Annotated in this window: 18 protein-coding genes; 2 read left to right on the top strand and 16 right to left on the bottom strand. The window is 60.8% G+C overall.

Annotation, left to right across the window (positions count from 1 at the left end; translation table 11 throughout):
- Nucleotides 1-87: 87 nt before the first annotated feature.
- From trpC to BI292_RS17400, 3 genes are read right to left on the bottom strand one after another with little or no spacing between them, the layout of a single operon-like run.
- Nucleotides 88-924, bottom strand: coding sequence for an indole-3-glycerol phosphate synthase TrpC (gene trpC, locus BI292_RS17410; RefSeq protein WP_092277343.1), 837 nt, complete (start codon nucleotides 922-924; stop codon nucleotides 88-90).
- Complete coding sequence (gene trpD / locus BI292_RS17405; RefSeq protein WP_092277340.1) at nucleotides 921-1,970, bottom strand: anthranilate phosphoribosyltransferase; 1,050 nt, start codon at nucleotides 1,968-1,970, stop codon at nucleotides 921-923. Before trpD ends, trpC begins: the two co-directional genes overlap by 4 nt.
- A gap of 9 nt (nucleotides 1,971-1,979) precedes the next feature.
- Nucleotides 1,980-2,573 carry an aminodeoxychorismate/anthranilate synthase component II gene (locus BI292_RS17400; protein ID WP_092277337.1) on the bottom strand — a complete coding sequence of 198 codons (594 nt, stop codon included), beginning with the start codon at nucleotides 2,571-2,573 and terminating at the stop codon, nucleotides 1,980-1,982.
- A 404-nt stretch (nucleotides 2,574-2,977) separates the two neighbouring features.
- Here BI292_RS17400 and estP point away from each other — a divergent pair, with 404 nt between their 5' ends.
- Complete coding sequence (gene estP / locus BI292_RS17395; RefSeq protein WP_101208596.1) at nucleotides 2,978-4,888, top strand: esterase EstP; 1,911 nt, start codon at nucleotides 2,978-2,980, stop codon at nucleotides 4,886-4,888.
- A gap of 240 nt (nucleotides 4,889-5,128) precedes the next feature.
- Here the strand turns inward: estP and trpE are convergent, their stop codons facing one another.
- From trpE to BI292_RS17335, 10 genes are all read right to left on the bottom strand, one after another.
- On the bottom strand, nucleotides 5,129-6,610 hold the full coding sequence (gene trpE / locus BI292_RS17385) for an anthranilate synthase component I (protein WP_101208595.1): 1,482 nt from the start codon (nucleotides 6,608-6,610) through the stop codon (nucleotides 5,129-5,131).
- 71 nt (nucleotides 6,611-6,681) lie between these two features.
- Nucleotides 6,682-7,500, bottom strand: coding sequence for a phosphoglycolate phosphatase (locus BI292_RS17380; RefSeq protein ID WP_101208594.1), 819 nt, complete (start codon nucleotides 7,498-7,500; stop codon nucleotides 6,682-6,684).
- On the bottom strand, nucleotides 7,497-8,171 hold the full coding sequence (gene rpe / locus BI292_RS17375) for a ribulose-phosphate 3-epimerase (RefSeq protein WP_092277324.1): 675 nt from the start codon (nucleotides 8,169-8,171) through the stop codon (nucleotides 7,497-7,499). Before rpe ends, BI292_RS17380 begins: the two co-directional genes overlap by 4 nt.
- A 90-nt stretch (nucleotides 8,172-8,261) precedes the next feature.
- Nucleotides 8,262-9,410: an iron-containing alcohol dehydrogenase gene (locus BI292_RS17370; protein WP_101208593.1), complete on the bottom strand. Its 1,149-nt coding sequence runs from the start codon at nucleotides 9,408-9,410 to the stop codon at nucleotides 8,262-8,264.
- Between the two features lie 227 nt (nucleotides 9,411-9,637).
- Nucleotides 9,638-10,462, bottom strand: a complete 825-nt coding sequence (locus BI292_RS17365; protein ID WP_008084123.1) for an ABC transporter permease — start codon at nucleotides 10,460-10,462, stop codon at nucleotides 9,638-9,640.
- A 12-nt stretch (nucleotides 10,463-10,474) separates the two neighbouring features.
- Nucleotides 10,475-11,722, bottom strand: a complete 1,248-nt coding sequence (locus BI292_RS17360) for an ABC transporter permease (RefSeq protein ID WP_092277318.1) — start codon at nucleotides 11,720-11,722, stop codon at nucleotides 10,475-10,477.
- Between the two features lie 206 nt (nucleotides 11,723-11,928).
- On the bottom strand, nucleotides 11,929-12,972 hold the full coding sequence (locus BI292_RS17355) for an ABC transporter substrate-binding protein (protein ID WP_092277315.1): 1,044 nt from the start codon (nucleotides 12,970-12,972) through the stop codon (nucleotides 11,929-11,931).
- Between the two features lie 43 nt (nucleotides 12,973-13,015).
- Nucleotides 13,016-14,140, bottom strand: coding sequence for an ABC transporter ATP-binding protein (locus BI292_RS17350; protein WP_092277312.1), 1,125 nt, complete (start codon nucleotides 14,138-14,140; stop codon nucleotides 13,016-13,018).
- A gap of 327 nt (nucleotides 14,141-14,467) precedes the next feature.
- On the bottom strand, nucleotides 14,468-15,097 hold the full coding sequence (locus BI292_RS17340) for a response regulator transcription factor (protein WP_003210977.1): 630 nt from the start codon (nucleotides 15,095-15,097) through the stop codon (nucleotides 14,468-14,470).
- Nucleotides 15,098-15,239: 142 nt separating this feature from the next.
- The gene (locus BI292_RS17335; protein ID WP_101208592.1) at nucleotides 15,240-17,636 is read right to left on the bottom strand and encodes a PAS domain S-box protein; all 2,397 of its coding nucleotides are present in this window, start codon (nucleotides 17,634-17,636) and stop codon (nucleotides 15,240-15,242) included.
- 73 nt (nucleotides 17,637-17,709) lie between these two features.
- Here BI292_RS17335 and BI292_RS17330 point away from each other — a divergent pair, with 73 nt between their 5' ends.
- Complete coding sequence (locus BI292_RS17330) at nucleotides 17,710-18,723, top strand: alpha/beta hydrolase family protein (RefSeq protein ID WP_101208591.1); 1,014 nt, start codon at nucleotides 17,710-17,712, stop codon at nucleotides 18,721-18,723.
- A gap of 145 nt (nucleotides 18,724-18,868) precedes the next feature.
- Here the strand turns inward: BI292_RS17330 and BI292_RS17325 are convergent, their stop codons facing one another.
- From BI292_RS17325 to BI292_RS17315, 3 genes are read right to left on the bottom strand one after another with little or no spacing between them, the layout of a single operon-like run.
- Entirely contained in the window at nucleotides 18,869-19,636 is a 768-nt protein-coding gene (locus BI292_RS17325) for a DnaJ domain-containing protein (RefSeq protein WP_092277303.1), read from the bottom strand.
- A gap of 1 nt (nucleotide 19,637) precedes the next feature.
- Nucleotides 19,638-20,309 carry an N-acetylmuramate alpha-1-phosphate uridylyltransferase MurU gene (murU, locus tag BI292_RS17320; protein WP_092277300.1) on the bottom strand — a complete coding sequence of 224 codons (672 nt, stop codon included), beginning with the start codon at nucleotides 20,307-20,309 and terminating at the stop codon, nucleotides 19,638-19,640.
- Nucleotides 20,306-21,325 (bottom strand): aminoglycoside phosphotransferase family protein, encoded by a 1,020-nt coding sequence (locus BI292_RS17315; protein WP_101208590.1) that lies wholly within the window; start codon nucleotides 21,323-21,325, stop codon nucleotides 20,306-20,308. Before BI292_RS17315 ends, murU begins: the two co-directional genes overlap by 4 nt.
- Nucleotides 21,326-21,434: the final 109 nt, after the last annotated feature.

Raw genomic sequence — 21,434 nt, 5'->3', positions numbered from 1 at the left:
CGTCATCGCGAGCAAGCTCGCTCCCACACTGGATCGCATGTTCAACGAAGATCCCCTGTAGGAGCGAGCTTGCTCGCGATGCTGTTATCAGTCGAGCGTCGAACCACTCACCACACTGCCGCGTTCCGGGAAGAACAAACGCTGCAGTTCGGTGCCCGGGCTTTCGGCGCGCATGAACGCTTCGCCGACCAGGAACGCATACACGTCGCTGATTTCCATCAGCTCGACATCGGCGCGGTTGAAAATCCCGCTCTCGGTAATCACCAAACGGTCACGCGGAATGCGCGGCAACAGGTCGAGGGTGGTTTCGAGGTTGACGTCGAAGGTGTGGAGGTTGCGGTTGTTCACGCCCACCAACGGCGTGTCGAGGGTTTTCAACGCGCGCTCCAGTTCGTCGCCATCGTGCACTTCCACCAACACATCGAGGCCGACACTTTTCGCCACGGCGGCCAGCTCGGCCATTTTCACGTCGTCGAGTGCGGAGACGATCAACAGCACGCAATCAGCGCCGAGCGCACGGGACTCGATGATCTGGTACGGATCGATCATGAAGTCTTTGCGGATCACCGGCAGTTTGCACGCCGCGCGAGCCTGTTGCAGGTAGGCGTCGGCGCCCTGGAAGTAATCGATATCGGTGAGCACCGACAGGCACGTCGCGCCGCCCTTCTCGTAGCTTTTGGCGAGGTCGGCGGGCACGAAGTTCTCGCGGATCACCCCTTTGCTCGGCGAGGCTTTCTTGATTTCGGCAATCACCGCCGGCTGCTTGAGCTTGGCTTGAGCGATCAGCGCCTGGGCGAAACCACGCGGGGCATCGGCAGCCCTGGCCAGGTTTTCCAACTCGGCCAGGCTGACACGGGCGCTACGCTCGGCAACTTCCTGGACCTTGCGGGCCAGAATGTTTTCCAGAACCGTCGGTACACTCATCCCTCATTCTCCACTCGAAATACCGCGGTAAACGCACCCAGCTCCTCGAGTTTCTCCCGAGCGAGGCCGGTGTGCAGCGCGTCGTGCGCCAGGGCAACGCCCTCTTTCAAACTGCTCGCGTGGTCCGCGGCATACAGCGCGGCACCGGCATTGAGCACAATCATCTCGGCGGCTTTCTGGCCGTTCTCGGTCTTGCGTTTACCCAAGGCATCGCGGATCAATTCCAGTGAAGCGGCCGGGCTTTCGACCGACAGACCGTGCAGGCTCTGGCTCTTCATGCCGAGGTCTTCCGGTTCGACCCAATATTCGGTGATCTGGTCGTTCTTCAATTCAGCGACAAAGGTCGGCGCGGCGAGGCTGAATTCGTCGAGGCCGTCCTTCGAATGCACCACCAACACATGTTTGCTGCCCATGCGCTGCAAGACTTCGGCCAATGGCCGGCACAGCGCCGGGTTGAACACGCCGACCACCTGATGTTTGACGCCGGCCGGATTCGTAAGCGGGCCGAGCATGTTGAACAGGGTGCGCAGGCCCAAGTCCTTGCGCGGACCGGCGGCGTACTTCATCGCGCTGTGGTGAGTCTGGGCAAACATGAAACCGATGCCGACGTTATCGATGCAACGCGCGACCTGCACCGGCGTCAGGTTCAGATAGATCCCGGCCGCTTCGAGCAAATCGGCACTGCCACTTTTGCCCGAAACCGCACGGTTACCGTGCTTGGCCACCGTGCAACCGGCTGCCGCGACGACGAAGGAAGAAGCGGTCGACACGTTGAAAATGTTCGCACCGTCACCGCCGGTGCCGACCACATCGACGACGCCGTCGAGGGTCTTGAGTTCGACTTTGTCCGCCAACTCACGCATGACCGACACCGCGCCGACGATTTCGTCGATGCTTTCGCTCTTCATGCGCATGGCCATCATGAACGCGCCAACCTGCGCGTCGGTGCATTGCCCGGTCATGATTTCGCGCATCACATCGCGCATTTCATCGGTGCTGAGGTCGAGGTGATCGACGATACGGCTCAGGGCTGTCTTGATGTTCATGAAAAGTCCTTAGCGCGTGCCGCCGGTTTGTTTGAGGAAGTTTGCGAACAGCTCGTGGCCCTGCTCGGTGAGAATCGATTCCGGGTGAAATTGCACACCTTCGATGTTCAGCGTCTTGTGGCGCAGGCCCATGATCTCGTCGACCGAACCGTCTTCGAGTTGGGTCCAGGCAGTCAGTTCGAGGCAATCGGGCAGAGTGTCGTGCTTGACGATCAGAGAGTGGTAACGCGTAACCGTCAGCGGATGATTCAAGCCTGCGAATACACCCTTGTCCTCGTGGAATACCGGACTAGTCTTACCGTGCATGACCTGACGGGCGCGGACCACGTCGCCGCCAAAGGCTTGGCCGATCGACTGGTGACCGAGGCACACGCCGAGGATCGGCAGTTTGCCGGCGAAGTGCTTGATCGCTTCGATGGAGATGCCGGCTTCGGTCGGCGTGCAAGGACCGGGGGAAACGACGATGCGCTCAGGGTTGAGGGCTTCGATTTCGGCAATGGTGAGCTCATCGTTGCGCACAACTTTGACCTGGGAGCCCAGCTCACCGAGGTATTGCACAACGTTGTAAGTAAAAGAGTCGTAGTTATCGATCATCAGCAACATGGCGAAGAACCTCTTGAATTCACTGACTTATAAGACGGCCTTCGAATGATTGCCCGCAGCGCGCGGCGCTTTGTCTGGTGCTGGAGTGCGCCAGCCAAGCGGCAATTCAAACAGGTAAAGAAGGCGAAGCGGTACAGGTCCGGCGAGGCCGGCAAAAGAATTCAGGCGCGCCAACGCCAGCGGGCGTGTGCCTTGATGACTTGATCCAGGAGTTTGCTGATGATCAACACGGGAAAGGTCTCATTCATACGTCTCGGCACAGTAACTTAGCTGGGCAGAGCGTGCAATATGGCACACGCCAAGGCTGGCGAAACAAATCAGCGCTTCACGACAGATGGCAAAAGGCCGGAAGTTTTTGGTACTGTCGTTTCGTTCACTACAACAATAAATAAACGGACTTGCACATGATCAAACAGACGTTGTTTGTACCGCTCGCCAGTTGCCTGCTCGCCATGGCTTGCGTCCAAGCGTATGCGGCGCCCTCCCCTTATTCGAACTTTGTGGTGTTCGGCGACAGCCTGAACGACGCCGGGACGTTTGCCGACACCGGCGGCCCTGCCGGCTCGACCCAGCGTTACACCAACCGCATTGGCCCGGTGTATCTGGATGGCAGCGGTGAAGTGCGCTCGCTCAATTCCACGCAAATTCTCGGCGGCAAACTGGGTTTCTCGGCGGATCAGACCGCCTCGTCATCCTCCGCAGTACGCGCCAACCAAGGCCTGGCCGACGGTAACAACTGGGCGGTCGGCGGTTATCGCACCGACCAGATTCTCGATTCGATCACCAGCACCTCCGCCACCGGCGAACGCACGCGCGCCGGTTACCTGCCGTCGAACAACTTCCGCGCCGACCCGAACGCGCTGTATTACCTGTCGGGCGGCGGCAATGATTTCCTCCAGGGCCGGGTCACCAGTCTGCCGCAGGCCAGCGCCGCCGCGGATCGTCTGGTCAGCAGCGTACAAACCCTGCAACAGGCCGGCGCGCGTTACATCATGGTCTGGCTGCTGCCGGACATCGGTTTCACCCCGGCCTTCAATGGTTCGCCGCTGCAATCGTTCACCTCGCAGCTCAGCAACCAGTTCAACACTGAACTGGTCAGCCAGTTGCAAAGCGTCAACGCCAACATCATTCCGCTGAACATTCCGGTGCTGCTCAAAGAGACCTTCGCCAATCCCGGCCAGTTCGGTTTGGCCACTGACCAAAACCTCAGCGCGACGTGCTTCAGCGGCAGCGGTTGCCTGGCCAACCCGCAATATGGCATCAACGGCCTGACGCCGGATCCGACCAAGCTGATTTACAACGACGCAGTCCACCCGACCGAAGCCGGGCAGCGGCTGATCGCCGATTACGCCTATTCGCTGCTGGCGGCGCCATGGGAGGCGACGCTGTTGCCGGAAATGGCCCAAGGCACTTTGCGCTCGCATCAGGATGCGCTGCGCAACCAGTGGCTGGCTGATTGGGAAAACTGGCAAGGCGTTGGCCAATGGCGGGCGATTGTTGCCGGCGGTGGCCAGCATCAGGATTTCGACAGCCAACGCAGCGGCGCCAGTGCTGACGGCAATGGTTACAACCTCAACATTGGTGGCAGCTACCGTCTCAACGACGCTTGGCGCGTAGGTCTGGCGGCGGGTTTTTACAATCAGAAACTTGAGGCCGGCGATCACGATTCCGACTACAAGCTCAATACCTACCTGGGCACCGCGTTCGCGCAATATCAGCAGAATCGCTGGTGGGGTGACGCGGCGTTGACCGCCGGGCATCTGGACTACGACAGCCTCAAGCGCAAATTCCAGTTGGGCGTGAATGAGCGTGGTGAGAAAGGTGATACCGACGGTTATGTGGTCGCCATCAGCGGTCGCGTCGGTTACGACATCGCGCCGCTGGCGAGCAGCCCGTGGCACTTGTCGCCGTTCGTGAGCGCGGATTTCGCCAAGGTTGAAGTCGATGGATACTCGGAGAACGGCGCCAACTCGACGGCGCTGACTTTCGATGATCAGTCACGCATTTCCCGGCGTCTGGGCGTGGGCATCCAGGGCAAATACCAGATCACTGCGCAAACCCAGGTGTTCGGCGAACTGGCCCACGAGCGTGAGTACAACGACGACGCGCAAGACGTGACGATGAACCTCAACAGCCTGCCGAACAATCGCTACACGTTGGCCGGTTACACCCCGCAGTCCAATTTGAACCGGTTGAATCTGGGCGTGAGCCATAACCTGACGAAGGATTTGGCGTTGCGGGCGAGTTATGACATTCGCAAGGACGATGACTTTACTCAGCAAGGGGTGAATGTTGGGGTCAGCCTGGACTTCTAAATCACAGGCATAAAAAACGCGGCACCCTCACAGGCGCCGCGTTTTTTATGGCTGATCAACACACATGTTGTGGCGAGTTAGCTTGTTGTGGCGAGGGGGCTTGCCCCCGTTCGGCTGCGCAGCAGTCGCCAATCCAGACCACTCGGTAAATCTGGAAGAATGCCGGGGGCCGCTTCGCGACCCGACGGGGGCAAGCCCCCTCGCCACAAAAGCTCGCTCCCACAAGGGTCTGGTGTTTACTCAGGTGTCCGGGGTTTGCTCGGCCAACGCTACGGCGCGGAACATCGCGCGGCGTTTGTTCAGGGTTTCTTCCCATTCCAGCGCCGGCACCGAATCGGCGACGATGCCGCCACCGGCCTGCACGTGCAGTTCGCCGTCCTTGATCACCGCCGTGCGGATCGCAATCGCGGTGTCCATGTTGCCGTTCCACGCGAAATAACCCACCGCCCCGCCATACACGCCACGCTTGACCGGCTCCAGCTCGTCGATGATTTCCATCGCGCGAATCTTCGGCGCGCCGGACAACGTGCCCGCCGGCAGAATCGCCCGCAGCGCGTCCATCGCCGTCAGCCCGGCCTTCAGTTGCCCGGTGACGTTGGAAACAATGTGCATCACGTTGGAATAACGCTCGATGACCATCTTCTCGGTGAGCTTCACTGAACCGATCTCCGACACGCGACCGGTGTCGTTGCGACCAAGGTCGATCAGCATCAAGTGCTCGGCGATTTCCTTGTCGTCGGACAGCAAGTCCTTTTCCAGCGCGACATCCGCCTCTTCGTTGGCCCCGCGTGGGCGGGTGCCGGCAATTGGGCGCACGGTGATCAGATTGTCTTCGACCCGCACCAGCACTTCCGGCGAACTGCCGACGACGTGGAAGTCACCGAAGTTGAAGAAGTACATATAAGGCGTCGGGTTGAAGCAACGCAGCGCGCGGTACAGATCAATCGGCGCAGCCTTGAAGTCGATCGACATGCGCTGCGACGGCACAACCTGCATGCAGTCGCCGGCCAGAATGTATTCCTTGATCGTGTCGACGGCTTTTTCGTAGTCGTCCTGGGTGAAACTCGAGCGGAACACCGGATCAGCCGACTGTTGTTTGCTGAAGTCCAGACCGCGACGCGGAGTGATCGGCTGGCGCAGTTTCTCCAGCAGTTCCTCCAGGCGTGCCTGACCTTGTTCGAAAGCATCGGCTTGCGCAGGATCAGCCAGAACGATCGCGTGCATCTTGCCGGCCAGGTTGTCGAACACCACGACTGCGTCGGAAACCATCAACAGAATGTCCGGCACGCCCAGCGGGTCCGGGTTCGGGCACTTACCCAAACGCTTTTCCACGTAACGCACGCAGTCGTAACCGAAGTAACCCACCAGACCGCCATTGAAGCGCGGCAGGCCGGGGATGGTCGGCACGTTGTAACGGGCTTTGAATTCTTCGACGAAGGCCAGCGGATCTTCCGCCTCAAGGCTTTCGATCTCGACGCCGTCGTGGGTCACGCTGATCCGGTGATCGTGGACTCGCAACACCGTGCGGCACGGCAGGCCGATGATCGAATAACGGCCCCACTTTTCGCCGCCCTGCACCGATTCCAGCAGATAGGAATTCGGCTCGTCGGCCAGTTTCAGGTAGATCGACAGCGGCGTGTCGAAGTCGGCCAGGGTTTCGCAGGCCATCGGGATACGGTTATAGCCGGCAGCGGCCAAACGCAGGAATTCTTCGCGGATCATGGGGTAGCCTCGTGGCTTGAGGGTCTGACGGTCAGGTATGCAAACGCGCCGGGATACCGGCCAGGAACAAGTCAGGCGCGCCAACGCCAGCGGGCCAGGGCCTTGATGACTTTCATCCAGAGTTTGCGAGTGACCACCACGATGGCGTTTCCAGAAGGGGGTTGATCGGCGTCGGGCAACGTTATCCCAGCCGCCAGATCCAGGCAACCGGGAATTAGCTTGCGCAGATCGTCGATCACCAGCGCCGGCGACTCTTCGGCAATCGGCCGGCCGTGGTTGTAGCCGTAGCTCAGCGCCACGCACTTGACCCCCGCCGCTTTCGCCGCCAGCACATCGCTACGCGAATCGCCGACAAACAACGATTGCGACGCGGGGATGTTGGCCATTTTCATCACGAAGAACAGCGCGGCCGGGTCAGGTTTTTTCTGCGGCAGGGTGTCGCCGCCGATGATCCATTTGAAGTAACGACCGATCTTCATCTGGTCCAGCAACGGCGCGACAAAGCGTTCCGGTTTGTTGGTGATCAGCGCCATCTCGACGCCTTGCTTGTGCAGCCATTTCAGGGTGTCGCGCACGCCGGGATAGACCACGGTCAGCTCATGGCTTTCGCTATAAGCCTGCATGAAAATCTCCAGCGCGCCCTCCGCCTCGCCATCATCGACCGCCGAATGCTCGATGCCACCGGCCAGCGCCCGGCGCACCAACACCGGCGCACCGTTGCCGACCCATTGGCGCACCGACTCGAGACCGGCCGGTTCGCGGCCGAGTTTGAGCAGCATGTTATCCACGGCAACCGCGAGGTCGGGGACCGAATCGATCAGCGTGCCATCCAGATCGAACATCACCAGTCGCGGCAGACGCCCCGGGAACAGCTGCTCAAAGCCACTCATGGACGAGCCAGCGCCAGTTCGGAACGCATCTTCTCGATCACTTCCTGATAGTTCGGCGCATTGAAGATCGCCGAGCCGGCGACAAAGGTGTCAGCGCCCGCAGCGGCGATTTCACGGATGTTGTTGACGTTGACCCCGCCGTCGATTTCCAGGCGAATGTCGCGGCCCGAAGCATCGATCAGCGCCCGCGCCTGACGCAGTTTGTCGAGGGTGCCGGGGATGAACTTCTGGCCGCCGAAGCCTGGGTTGACGCTCATCAGCAAGATCATGTCGACCTTGTCCATGACGTATTCGAGCACGCTCAGCGGGGTCGCCGGGTTGAACACCAGGCCAGCCTTGCAGCCGCCCTCGCGGATCAGTTGCAGCGAACGATCGACATGTTGCGTGGCTTCCGGGTGGAAGGTGATGTACGTCGCGCCGGCCTCGATGAAGTCGCCGACGATGCGATCCACCGGGCTGACCATCAAGTGCGCGTCGATCGGCGCGGTCACGCCGTACTTGCGCAATGCCGCGCAGACCATCGGGCCGATGGTCAGGTTGGGCACGTAGTGGTTGTCCATGACGTCGAAGTGCACGAAGTCGGCGCCAGCGGCCAGGACGTTGTCCACTTCTTCGCCGAGGCGGGCGAAGTCGGCGGAGAGAATCGAAGGAGCAATTACGAAGGGCTGCATGACGCACCTTTTTTGAGCAGAATCACGATGGCGCGCATTGTATACCTCATGCTTTGACGCGCGCACCGTGGCCGCGATGATTGACCCGATCTAGTAGGCCGCTCGGTAAATCTTCTCGATATCGACGGCGCTCAGCTTGCGCGGATTGTTGCGCATCAGGCGCTCGATGCCTGCGGCTTCGACGGCCATGGCCGGGATCGCGTCTTCGGGCACGCCGAAGCTGCGCAAGCCTTGGGGGATTTCCACCGCCGCGCACAACGCCGTCATCGCTTCCACGGCTTGGTCTGCCGCATCGGTCGCGCTCAGGTGCGCCGTCTTGACGCCCATGGCTTCGGCAATATCTTGCATGCGCTCGACGCAGGCGAGTTTGTTCCAGGTCATGACATACGGCAGCAACAGAGCATTGCTGACGCCGTGCGCAATGTTGTAGCGCCCGCCCAGCGGATAGGCCAGCGCATGCACCGCGCCGACCCCGGCATTGCCGAACGCCATGCCGGCCATCAGGCTGGCGGTGGCCATGTCTTCACGCGCTTGCAGGTTGTTCGGGTTGGCGTAGGCCTTGGGCAGCGCCTGGGTGATCAACTTGATCGCGCCAATCGCCAAGGCATCGGTAATCGCCGAGGCATTCAGCGACAAATACGATTCGACGGCATGCACCAACGCATCGACGCCACTCGCGGCGGTGACACTGCGCGGGCAGGTCAGGGTCATTTGCGGGCTGACCAGCGCCACGTCCGGTAGTAGATAGTCGCTGACGATGCCTTTCTTCAACTGCGCGACTTTGTCGGAGAGGATCGCCACGTTGGTGACTTCGGAACCGGTGCCGGCGGTGGTGGGGATGGCGATCAGCGGCGGGCCTTTGCGCGGCACTTGATCGACGCCGAACAGATCTTCCAGCGCACCGTGGTAACCGGCATACGCCGCAACACTCTTGGCGATGTCGATGGCGCTGCCGCCGCCGAGGCCGATCAAGCCGTCATGCCCGCCCTCGCGGTAAACGCGCATGCAGTCTTCGACGATGGCGATTTCCGGGTCGGGCAATACGCGGTCGAAAATTTCGTAAGGGCGATCACCCAACTGCGCCAGCGCCAGCTCGACCGTGCCGGACTTGACCAGCGCGGCGTCGGTGACGATCAGCGGGTTATCGATGTCGAGACGTGTCAGCTCGGCCGCCAGTTGCTCGATGGCAGCCGCGCCGGTGATCAGTTTGTGGGCGATTTTGAAAGAGGAAAGACTCATCTGCGCAGCCTCTTATCGTTGGGGAAGCTGCGCACAATAGTAGCTGGGGATTGGGGTTTGTCTGTTATTCACGGCGCGAATGATTGAGGTGCAATTAAAACTGTAGGAGCGAGGCTTGCCCGCGAAGGCGTCAGCACATCAAACATCTATGTTGACTGACACGCCGTCTTCGCGGGCAAGCCTCGCTCCTACAGGTTCCGGCGAGTTTTCGATCGTTCCCACATTTTTCAGACCTGCGCGGTGCGCAGTTTTTCGCTGCGCCCGCGCAGCCATTCCAGGGTCAGCAGCAGGATCACCGAGAAGGCGATCAATAACGTCGCCGCCGCCGCAATGGTCGGGCTGAGGTTTTCGCGGATGCCGCTGAACATCTGCCGGGGCAAGGTGGCCTGCTCCGGCCCGGCGAGGAACAGCGTCACCACTACCTCATCGAACGAGGTCGCGAAGGCGAACAACGCGCCGGAGATCACCCCCGGCGCGATCAACGGCAAGGTCACCCGACGAAACGCCGTCAGCGGCGAAGCCCCGAGGCTAGCCGCCGCGCGCACCAGGTTATGGTTGAACCCCTGCAACGTCGCCGACACCGTAATGATCACAAACGGCACGCCCAACACCGCGTGCACCACGATCAGCGAGAAGAAGCTGTTGCCCAAGCCCAGCGGCGCAAAAAACAGATAACTCGCCACACCAATGATCACCACCGGCACCACCATCGGCGAAATCACCAGCGCCATCACCAGCGCCTTGCCGGGGAAGTCGCCACGCGTCAGGCCAATCGCCGCCAGCGTGCCGAAAATCATCGCCAGCACCGTTGCCGCCGGGGCGACGATGATGCTGTTCTTCAGCGCGCGCATCCATTCCGCCGAGGCGAAAAAGTCGTGATACCACTGCAGCGAAAAGCCTTGCAGCGGATACACGAGGAAACTCCCCGAGTTGAACGACAGCGGAATAATCACCAGCACCGGCAGAATCAGGAACAGCAGGATCAAGCCGCAGAGAATCCGCAAACTGTAGAACCACACCCGCTCAATGGGCGACATATAAGGACTCAGCATTTCGTTCTCCCCTTAGCTCAGGCGCAGGCGACTGGCGCCCACCAGCCAGCTGTAAATCAGATAAAGCACCACGGTCGCCAACAGCAGCAGGCCGCCGAGCGCTGTCGCCATGCCCCAGTTGATGCTGGTGTTGGTGTAGAACGCGACGAAGTAGCTGACCATCTGATCGTTCGGGCTGCCGAGCAACGCCGGGGTGATGTAGTAGCCGATCGCGAGGATGAACACCAACAGGCAACCGGCGCCGACACCGGCGTAAGTCTGCGGGAAATACACCCGCCAGAAACTAGCGAACGGGTGGCAGCCGAGGGAGATTGCGGCGCGCATGTAGGTTGGCGAGATGCCTTTCATCACGCTGTAGATCGGCAGAATCATGAACGGCAGCAGGATGTGCACCATCGAGATGTAGACGCCGGTGCGGTTGAACACCAGTTCCAGTGGTTTATCGATGATGCCCATGGCCATCAGGCCGCTGTTGATCAATCCGCCAGATTGCAGCAAGACGATCCACGCGGCGACGCGCACCAGAATCGAGGTCCAGAACGGCAGCAGCACCAGAATCATCAGCAGGTTGCTTTGCCGCGAAGGCAAGTTCGCCAGCAGATAGGCCAACGGGTAGGCCAGCACCAGGCAGATCACGGTGATCACCAGGCCCATCCAGAATGTGCGGGCGAAGATGTCGAGGTAGATCGCTTGATCGGGCGTCGCCGGGGCCACTTCGCCGAGGTCGTCGATGCGGTGATCGACCGCCGCCAGCAAGTAGTACGGGGTGATGCTGCTGGTGTTGCGGCGCACGGCTTGCCAATACGCCGGATCGCCCCAGCGTTCGTCGAGTGCTTCCAGCGCTTCTTTATAAGAGGCCGGCTCGCTGGCGAACGGCAAGGCGCGGGCGGTTTTGGTCAGCAGGCTGCGGTAGCCGGCCAGTTCCATGTTCAAGCGCTTGGACAGGTCGCCCAAGGTCTGGTTTTTTCGTGCTTCGGCGAGGTCTTCGCTGGCGGCTTTGTAGACCGGCTCGGCGGGCAAGCCGCGACCGTCCCAACCGGCAATGGCGCTGACGGTGCGCGGCATGCCGCCGACCACTTCAGGGTTGCCGACACTTTTGTAGAGCAGCGCCGCAATCGGCACCAGGAACACCAGCAACAGAAACAGCACCAGCGGCGCAATCAAGGCCTGAGCCTTCCAGCGATTGATCCGCTCGGCGTGCCTGAGCCGCTGCTTCAAGGTGGGGTCAGTGCCCGCGGTCACGGGAACGGCGATAGCCATGGCGTACTCCGGAAATCTTTGATCGTTACAGAGGGTGCCCCCCAATAAAGCAGGTCACCTCTGTTCTTGTTAGCGACACATCGCCCCTGTAGGAGCATGGCTTGCCCGCGAAAGCGTCGGCACATTCAACATTAAATGTCGACTGACACACCGTCATCGCGGGCAAGCCTTGCTCCTACAGGAGTGGATAAGCCCACAGAGTGGGCTTATTTAGCAGCCCAGGAATTGAAGCGCTGCTCCAGTTGCTCGCCGTTGTCAGCCCAGAAGCTGACGTCGATCTGCACCTGGTTGGCGATGTTTTCCGGGGTGGTCGGCATGTCTTTCAGCACGTCTTTGTTCAGCAACGGGACGGCTTGGGTGTTGGCCGGGCCGTAAGCGATGTTTTCCGAATAGGTCTTCTGCTGCTGCGGCGCCACCGAGAACGCGATGAATTTCTTCGCCGCTTCGGCACGGGTTTTATCCAGGCCTTTTGGAATCGCCCACGCGTCGAAGTCGTAGATCCCGCCGTTCCACACCACTTTCAGATTGCTTTCTTTCTGTACCGCCGCGATCCGGCCGTTGTACGCCGAGCTCATGACCACGTCGCCGGAAGCGAGGTATTGCGGCGGTTGTGCGCCGGCCTCCCACCATTGAATGCTTGGCTTGAGTTCATCGAGTTTCTTGAACGCGCGGTCCTGGCCATCCTTGCCGGCCAGCACTTTGTAGACGTCTTTCGGCGCGACGCCGTCGGCCATCAAGGCGAATTCCAGGGTGTACTTGGCGCCCTTGCGCAAGCCGCGCTTGCCCGGGAAGGTCTTGGTGTCCCAGAAATCCACCCAACTGGTCGGCGCGGTTTTCAGTTTGTCGGCGTTGTAGGCCAACACCGTCGACCACACGAAGAAACCGACGCCGCACGGCTGGATCGCGCCTTTGACGTAGTCGTCGGCCTTGCCGAACAGCGCCGGGTCGAGCTGCTCAAACATGTCTTCGTCGCAACCGCGCGACAGCTCTGGCGATTCAACTTCTACCAAGTCCCACGACACGCTTTTGGTGTCGACCATGGCTTTGACCTTGGCCATCTCGCCGTTGTACTCGCCAGCGACGATCTTGCCGTTGCCCGCCGCTTCCCACGGCGCATAGAAGGCTTTGACCTGCGCAGCCTTGTTCGCCCCGCCAAAGGACACCACGGTCAGGTCCGGGCCCGCCGCCATCGCGTGTGCCGCACCGATCATGCCCATTACCAGGGCTGTGAATTTCAGGGATTTCAACATTTATATTGTTCTCCACGTGCAGGGTTGGTGTAGCAGGGGGCGATCAATGCGCCTCTAGAAGTGGGTCGAGCGCGCGAACGTGTTCGACTTGCCAGCCAAGCGGTACCACGTCGCCGACCGCGAGCGATGGATCGAGCTCGGCAATCGGTTGTTTCACAAAAAAATCGGTCTTGCCGCAGACTTCCAGGCGCACCCGCACGTGGTCGCCCAGGTAGATGAATTCCGCCACCCGCCCTGAGAAGCGGTTGACGCACGATTCGCTGGAGCCATTGAGGCTTACGCGTTCCGGGCGAATCGACAAAGTGACGGGTTCGCCGGTCTTGCCGACATTCACCGCCAGCGCTTCAACCTTCTCCCCGCGCGCCAACTCGACCACGCAACGGTCGCCGGTGTGGCTGTGCAAGCGGCCATTGAGACGATTGTTTTCGCCGATGAAGTTGGCGACGAAAGTGTTTTTCGGTTCTTCGTAGAGCGAACGCGGCGCGGCGATCTGCTGGATTTCGCCCTGATGGAACACCGCCACGCGGTCGGACATGGTCAGCGCTTCGCCCTGATCGTGGGTGACGTAAACCACGGTCACGCCGAGGCGTTGGTGCAGGTGTTTGATTTCCATCTGCATGTGTTCGCGCAGTTGCTTGTCGAGGGCGCCGAGCGGTTCGTCCATCAACACCAGTTGCGGCTCGAACACCAAGGCGCGGGCCAGCGCTACACGTTGCTGCTGACCACCGGACAATTGCGCCGGGTAACGTTGGGCAAACGCATCGAGCTGAACCATGCTCAGGACTTTTTTGACTTTGTCGCTGACATCGCTCTTGTTCAAACCGCGCACGCTCAAGGGGAAAGCGAGGTTTTCGGCGACGGTCATGTGCGGAAACAAAGCGTAGTTCTGGAACACCATGCCGATGTCGCGTTTGTGCGGCGGCACGTTGTTGATCGAGCGCCCGGCCAACTGGATTTCGCCAGCGGTCGGCGTTTCAAAACCGGCGAGCATCATCAGGCTGGTGGTCTTGCCGGAACCGGACGGCCCGAGCAAGGTGAGGAATTCGCCTTTGCGAATCTCCAGGTTGAGGTCTTTGACGATCAGGTTTTCGCCGTCGTAGCTTTTTTGCACTCCACGAAAGCTGACCAGAATGTCATTGGCCCCTGTACTTGAATCGACCTGGCTCATACCCACACCTTTGTTAGTGATGACTGCTTGTGAACTAAGCCTAGTGGACGCTGGAGACCACGCAAATCGGGGCGCAGGAGAGAATCGCCTCAGCCGGATGGAAGGTTGGGGGTAGGGATTGCCCTACAAGGATGGCGCGTTTGGATAAACGCAGCGGTAAGCGGCAAGCTATAAGCGGCAAGCACGGGCAAAAGCGGATTTGCGGGGATGTCGCAAATGGATATGCCAACAAGATTCCTGTAGGAGCGAGGCTTGCCCGCGAAGGCGTCCGCACTGGCGCCAAAAGCTTCGCGGGCAAGCCTCGCTCCTACAGGGGACGTGGTGCATTCAGAGGAGTTTGTGCTCCATCGCGTATTTCACCAGTTCCGCCAGGGAGGTGATGTTGAGCTTTTGCATCAGCCGCGCCTTGTGGGTGCTGATGGTTTTGCTGCTCAACGCCAGTTGCTGGGCGATGTCGTTGACGTTGGCGCCCTGGGCCAGGCGCTCGAACACCGAGAACTCGCGCTCGGACAATAACGAGTGCAGCGGTCGCGAATCGGTCAGGCCGACTTCGAAAACCATGCGATCAGCCAGGTCCGGGTCGATATATCGCCCGCCCGCCGCGACCTTGCGAATCGCCGTCAGCAGCAATGCCGGATCGCTGTCCTTGGTCGCATAACCCGCCGCGCCGACCTTCAACGCGCGCGCAGCCATTTGCGCCTCGTCGTGCATCGACAACACCAGAATCGCCGGCGGATTGTTCAGCGCGCGGATCCGCGGGATCGCTTCCAGGCCGTTGACCCCAGGCATGGAGATGTCCAGCAAGACCACCTCGCAGGGCACGTGCCGCAAGGTTTCGAGCAACTGCTCGCCATTACTCGCCTCGCCGACCACCAGCAAATCCTTGGCCAGGCCGATCAACTGCTTGATGCCTTCACGGACGATGGTGTGGTCTTCGGCTACCAATACACGGATCACAAGCTTCTCCAGATTCAAGATCTATCGCGAGCAAGCTCGCTCCCACAGTGATTGGGGTATGGCAGAGATCTGTGCACTGACCCAAATCCCCTGTGGGAGCGAGCTTGCTCGCGATGACGTCAGCCTAAACAGCAAAAAACCATCAGGCTTCATTCACCGGCACGCGCACACTCAAAGTCGTGCCCTCCCCCGGTTCACTCTCGATCACCAACCGCCCGCCCATGATCAACACCCGCTCGCGCATCCCGACAATCCCGAATGACGTCGGCCGACCAGTGGCAGCGACAAATCCTGCGCCATCATCGCTCACGGTCAGGCACAACTCATCGCCCTCCAGCGCCAGCGTGAGCTCGACAGTATGCGCCTGGGCATGGCGCATCACATTGGTCAGCGCTTCCTGAAGGATGCGGAACAGCCCAATCGCCTTGGCATCGCTGAGCAGCGGGAGATTCTCCGGCACCTGCACCAGACACGGAATCTGCGTGCGCGCCTCGAAACGCCGGGCCTGCCACTCAATCGCCGAAGCGATCCCGGCATCAAGAATCGGTGGCCGCAGCGCCGTCGCGACATCGCGCACCAATTGGAACAACTGCGCGATCAGCCGCTTCATGCTGTTCAAGCGCTCACGCAACCCGGGATCCAGTTGCGCGTAGGCCAATTCGCACATGGACGTTTCCAGTTTCAACACTGTCAACATCTGCCCCAGCTCATCGTGAACTTCCCGGGCGATCCGCGCCTTTTCCTCTTCGCGCACGCTTTCAAGATGCGCCGACAGTTCGCGCAGTTGTTCACGGGAACTGGCGAGCTCCAGCTCAATGCGTTTGCTCTCGCTGATGTCCCAGACAATCCCGTCCCAGACATAGGCACCATCCTCCAGCCGCCGGGTGATGGCTTTGATCTCGGCCCAGCGCTGTTCGCCGGAGCGCGTGAGGATGCGGCCCTGCCACGACCAGTCGCTGTCGGTGTCGAGCGCGTGGTCCTGAGTCCGGTGATAACTCGCCTTGTCGTCCGGATGCACCAGGCTGCGCAGGCCTTTATCGCGATGCGCAAGAGTCGCCGGCGCGTAACCGACCAGGCTCTCGCTGCCCTCGCTGATGTAGGCAAAGTCGATCTGGCCTGTCACCGGCGCGCGCTCCAGACGAAAGACCAATCCCGGCACGTTGGCGGCAATCCCCTGCAACCGCGCCTCGCTTTCCTGCAGCGCGGCTAGCGCACGCCGGCGTTCGGTGACGTCGTTGAGGTAAACCACCAGGTATTCGCCCTCGCGGAAACGCAGGAAACTCAACGAAACATCTGCCGGCAAAATACTGCCGTCGGCGCGCAGGCAATTGGTTTCGAAACTTTGCGGCGGCTCTTCGCTGGCGCGAGCGCGTTTCCACAGGTTCAGCCAGCGGTCCATGTGCAAGCCCGGTTCGAAGTCGATCAGCGGACGCTCGATCAACGCGCCGGACTTGTAGCCGAGCATGCTTTCGGCGGCGCGATTGGCGTAGCGCACGTGGCTGTCCCAGTTCACCCAAAGGATGCCGACGGTGCTTTGATCGATGGAAAACTGGGTCAGGCGCAGCGCTTCTTCGCTGGCCGCGCGCAACGCAATGTCTGCGCGGGCGTCGCGCAAACGCTGTTCCAGGCTGTGCTGCTGGCGGCGTTGCCAAAACACAATGGCCGCGGCGCTGAGCAGCAACACCGTCAGCAACATGCAGAGGTTTTGCCAGAACCCCGGCGACTCGGACAAGCGCGGATATTTCGGTTGCAGCCATTGATTGTGCAGTTGCTCCAGGTCCTTGGCCGGGATTGCCCGCAGCGCACTTTCGACAATCCCCGCCAGTTCCGGCCAGTCGCGGCGCGTGGCCACTCGCAGCAACTGCGGCAAGCCGATATCGCCGACCACCACCAGCCCGGCGAATTCGGGCTCGACGGACAATCGCCCGAGTTGCGCCTCATCAACCACCGCGTAACCGGCCTGCTGACTCAGCAACAATTGCAGTGCCTGCCGTTCGATCGGCACGCCTTGCAGGTTCAGGTGCGGGAAGTTGCTGCGCAAATAATCGGCGGTGACGCTGGGCATGCGCACGGCGACGCGGGTCTGGCTGTCGAGTTTTTCCAGCTCCACCGCGCCGGTGCCTTTCTGCTCGCTGACCACCAGTTGCGGCACGCGCATGTACGGATCGGAAAACTGCCACAGCCGCAGGCCGCCCGGTGTTTGCGTCAGCCCTGGGGCAATGTCGACCTCGCCTTCGCGTACCGCCGCTTCAAGTTGTTCGATGTCAGGGAAATTGCGCCAACTGAGCTCGACCTTCAGCGCCTTCGCCAGCCATTTCATCAGCTCGACGTTGACCCCGGACAAGCGCTGCAAACGCCGGTCGTATTGCGCGTACGGCGCCTGCAACACCACGCCGACGCGCAATTCGCGGTGTTGCGCCAGCCATTGCTGCTGCGCCTCCGACAATTGCGCAAGGTGTGCCGGTGGCGCAGGCGCCGCCCAGCCCATCAAGGGAAACCACACCCAGCCGATAACCCACAGGCAGCAAAAACGCATCATTGAAGTCCTGCACACTGACAAATACTGATCAACCCATTAGGCTGCCGGAATAACTTCTGGCCTGGAATATCCGATGCCCCCTGTCTATCGCCTGGCATTGCCAGCATTGTGCCTGTCGCTGATCCTGCCCTGTGCCTTCGCCGAGGCCGCCGACCCTGCGCCCGCCGCTGCGGAGCAATCTGCGAAACAACCCGCAGAACAATCCACGGAACAGAAGCCGGCCGAACGTCAGCCATTGCTTGAGCGTAGTCAGGAAGAAGCGAGCGCACTTGAGCGAAAAATTCCCGCGCAGGAACAACAACAGCTACAGGCCGGCGACGCAACCTTCCTCGCTTTGTGGAAACCGGCCAATACGGCCGAACCCAAAGGTGCGGTGATTATTATCCCCGGCGCCGGCGAAACGGTTGACTGGCCGCAAGCGATCAGCCCTTTGCGCAACAAATTGCCGGACGCCCAGTGGAGCAGCCTGAGTATCACCTTGCCGGACCTGCAAAGCGATGCCATTGCGCCACGCGTGGTCGAAGTCCCGCCAACGATCAAGTCCCCGGACACCGGCAGCAAGGACACGGCCACCGCCACGCCGATCGAACAAGCGGCCGGCGGTGAAGCCGACGCGGCCGATAAAGCCGTGGTGGAAACCGATGAAGTTCAAGCCAAGGATGATTCCGAACGCATCTTCGGCCGCATCGATGCGGCGATTGCTTTTGCCGAACAGCAAAGCGCTCGACGCATTGTGATATTGGGGCATGGCACCGGCGCTTATTGGGCGGCGCGTTACCTCAGCGAAAGACAGCCATCGCAAGTCGAGAAATTCGTGATGGTCGCGGCGCAGACGCCACCGTCGGGTAAACCGCCGCTCGCCGAACTGACCCCGACCTTGAAGCTGCCGACCGCCGATGTCTTCTATAAGGACAAACCACTGGACCGCAAAGCGGCGCTGGAACGGATGCAGGCGAGCAAACGCCTGAAGACTTCGGCATTTACTCAAGTGTCGCTGAAAGCGTTGCCGGGTGATGTGAACGCCGAGCAGGAGCAATTGGTGCGACGCGTGCGTGGGTGGCTGAATCCAAAGCCTGTAACGGATTGATCAATTATTGGCGGCGCCTTCAATCGCGAGCAAGCTCGCTCCCACAGGGATCTTCGGTGTAACGCAGATCGCGAAAACACTGAAAAACCTGTCGGAGCGAGCTTGCTCGCGATGACGGCCTCACAGCCGCCACACAGTCATCCGCCTAACGAAAATCCCGCCGCGCCTTGATCACCGTGTAGGCGTTATGCAATTCCCGGGTCTTGTCCGTCGCCTCGCGCACCTGCAACGCCGACGCCCCCGAACCGGCAATCTTGTCCGGATGATGGCGACTGAGCAGGCGCCGATACGCGCGTTTGATCTGCGCCGGCTCGCTGGTGGCGGACACCCCCAACAAGCGCATCGCGTCCTGATACGTCAGCGCGCTGCTGACTTGCGGGCGTTTCTGCGGTTCGTAATCGTTAGCCAGCGCCAGCACCTGTTGCGGTGTCCAGCCCAGCCATTTGCCCCATTGCGCGAGCAATTCGCGCTCACTGTTGCCCGCACGCCCATCGGCCCAGACCATTCGCCAACAGGCGCGCAAGACACCTTCGGCGGCGTGCGGCTGATTGTTCAAACGGCGCAGATGACTGCGCAAACGGTCGTGCCCGGATTTGCCGCGATTGAACGCGGCAATCGCCCGGCGCTGCGCCGACGCGGTCATTTCCAGCGAACGCATTTCCTGCCGCGCTTGCTGGATATGACCGTCGACCACCCGTCCGTCGCTTTTCGCCAGACGTCCGAGCAGCAGAAACAACAGTTCGTCATTACGCAGCGCCGGCCGGCCACCGAGTTTTTCGCGCAAGTGCGCCCAGCTGTGCAATTGCAGACGCCGGTCAAGCGCCTGTCCCAACAACGCGCCGAGCATGGCCCCCGGAATGCTGGCTATGGCAAAGCCTGCTCCGGCTCCAATCAGAGTCCCTGGCCACAGCATGTCAGCGGCTCGCTTCTATCAGGGCTTCGGCTTCGGCCAGGCGCTCGTAAGTGCCGACATCCACCCATTGCCCTTCGAGGCGCTCGCCCGTCACTTGCCCGTCGGCCATGGCTTTGCGAAACAGCGGCGCGAGTTTGAATGCACCGGCGGTGCAGCCCTCGAACAACTGCGGATGCAAAACCGCGATGCCGCTGTAAGTCAGGGTTTGTGCATCCGCATCGGCGTCACGCACTTGGCCATCGACGAGGATGAAATCCCCGTTCGGGTGATGCGCCGGGTTGTCCGCCAGCACCAGATGCGCGAGGCCGGCAATCGGTTGGCGCAACGCGCGAAAGTCGTAGTCGGTCCAGATGTCGCCGTTGACCACCACAAACGCCTCGTCACCGAGCAACGGCAAAGCGCGGAAAATCCCGCCGCCGGTTTCCAGTGGTTCACCTTCCGGCGAGTACTGAATGCTCAGGCCAAAACGCGAACCATCGCCCAGATAATCTTCGATCTGCTGGCCGAGCCACGCGTGGTTGATCACCACTTCGGTGAATCCGCCAGCGGCCAAGGCTTGCAGGTGATATTCGATCAGCGGTACGCCGCCGGCGCGCACCAGCGGTTTGGGCGTGGTCAGGGTCAGCGGGCGCATGCGCTCGCCTTTGCCCGCAGCCAGAATCATTGCCTTCATGCCGGCACTCCAGCACGCAGACTGGCCAGCAACACGTCGAGTTCGGCCAGTTCCGGACGACGGGCAATCACCGCGTCTATATAAGCAAAGAAGCGCGGCACGTCGGCGAGGTAGCGCGGTTTGCCATCGCGGTGGCAGATGCGCGCGAAGATGCCGATGACTTTCAAGTGACGCTGCACGCCCATCAGGTCGCTGGCGCGGTGGAAGTCTTCGAAATCCGCCTGCACCGGAATGCCCAGCGCGGTGGCCTGTTGCCAATAATCCTGAAGCCAGGCGAACACGCGTTCTTCGGGCCAACTGAGGAAGGCATCTTTGAACAGACACGTCACGTCGTAGGTGACCGGGCCATATACCGCGTCCTGGAAATCCAGTACGCCGGGGTTCGGCTCGCTGAGCATCAGGTTGCGCGGCATGTAGTCGCGGTGCACCAGCACTTTTGGCTGCGCCAGGGCGCTGTCGATCAGCAGATCGCTGGCCTGTTGCCAGAGCATTTGCTGGGCGGCGTCGAACTCGATGCCCAGTTCATGTTTCACGTACCAGTCGGGGAACAGCTCGAGTTCGCGGCGCAGCAGTGCGACGTCATAGCTCGGCAGCGGCGCAACCATCGGCAATTGCTGAAATGCCAGCAGCCCCTGCAAGGCATCCTTGAACAAATCGTCGGCATTTTCGCCATCGATCACGTCCAGATAGGTCTTGTTGCCCAGGTCATTGAGCAAAAGAAAGCCGCGTTCGAGGTCTTCGGCATAAATAATCGGCACATTTATTCCGGATTTCGCCAGCAAAAAGGCGATATCCACGAACGGTTTGCAGTTTTCCTGGGGTGGCGGGGCGTCCATCACGATGAAACTTCTGCCCTCGCCCTCCCAACGGAAGTAGCGCCGGAAACTCGCGTCGCTACTGGCCGCAGTCAACGTGGCCGGGGGCACGGCGCCCCAGCCTTGCGCTGCAAAGAGGGTTGCCAACTGTTCGTCGAGCCAAACTTTCAGGTGTTGCAAGCGTACATCTTGGTCAGGCATTACAAGGGTCTCCGACGGCGCTAGCCGTCAAGCGGGTCATGCTTTATTATCCAGCATCTTTTTCAGACCATCGAGAGGCGTGCGGCCCACACCGCGGGCAGATGGCACG

Source organism: Pseudomonas sp. 43NM1 (genome assembly GCF_002836905.1).
Classification (GTDB): domain Bacteria; phylum Pseudomonadota; class Gammaproteobacteria; order Pseudomonadales; family Pseudomonadaceae; genus Aquipseudomonas; species Aquipseudomonas prosekii.
The sequence above is the reverse complement of the archived record's forward strand: the minus strand, read 5'-3'. Positions and strand labels throughout refer to the sequence as shown.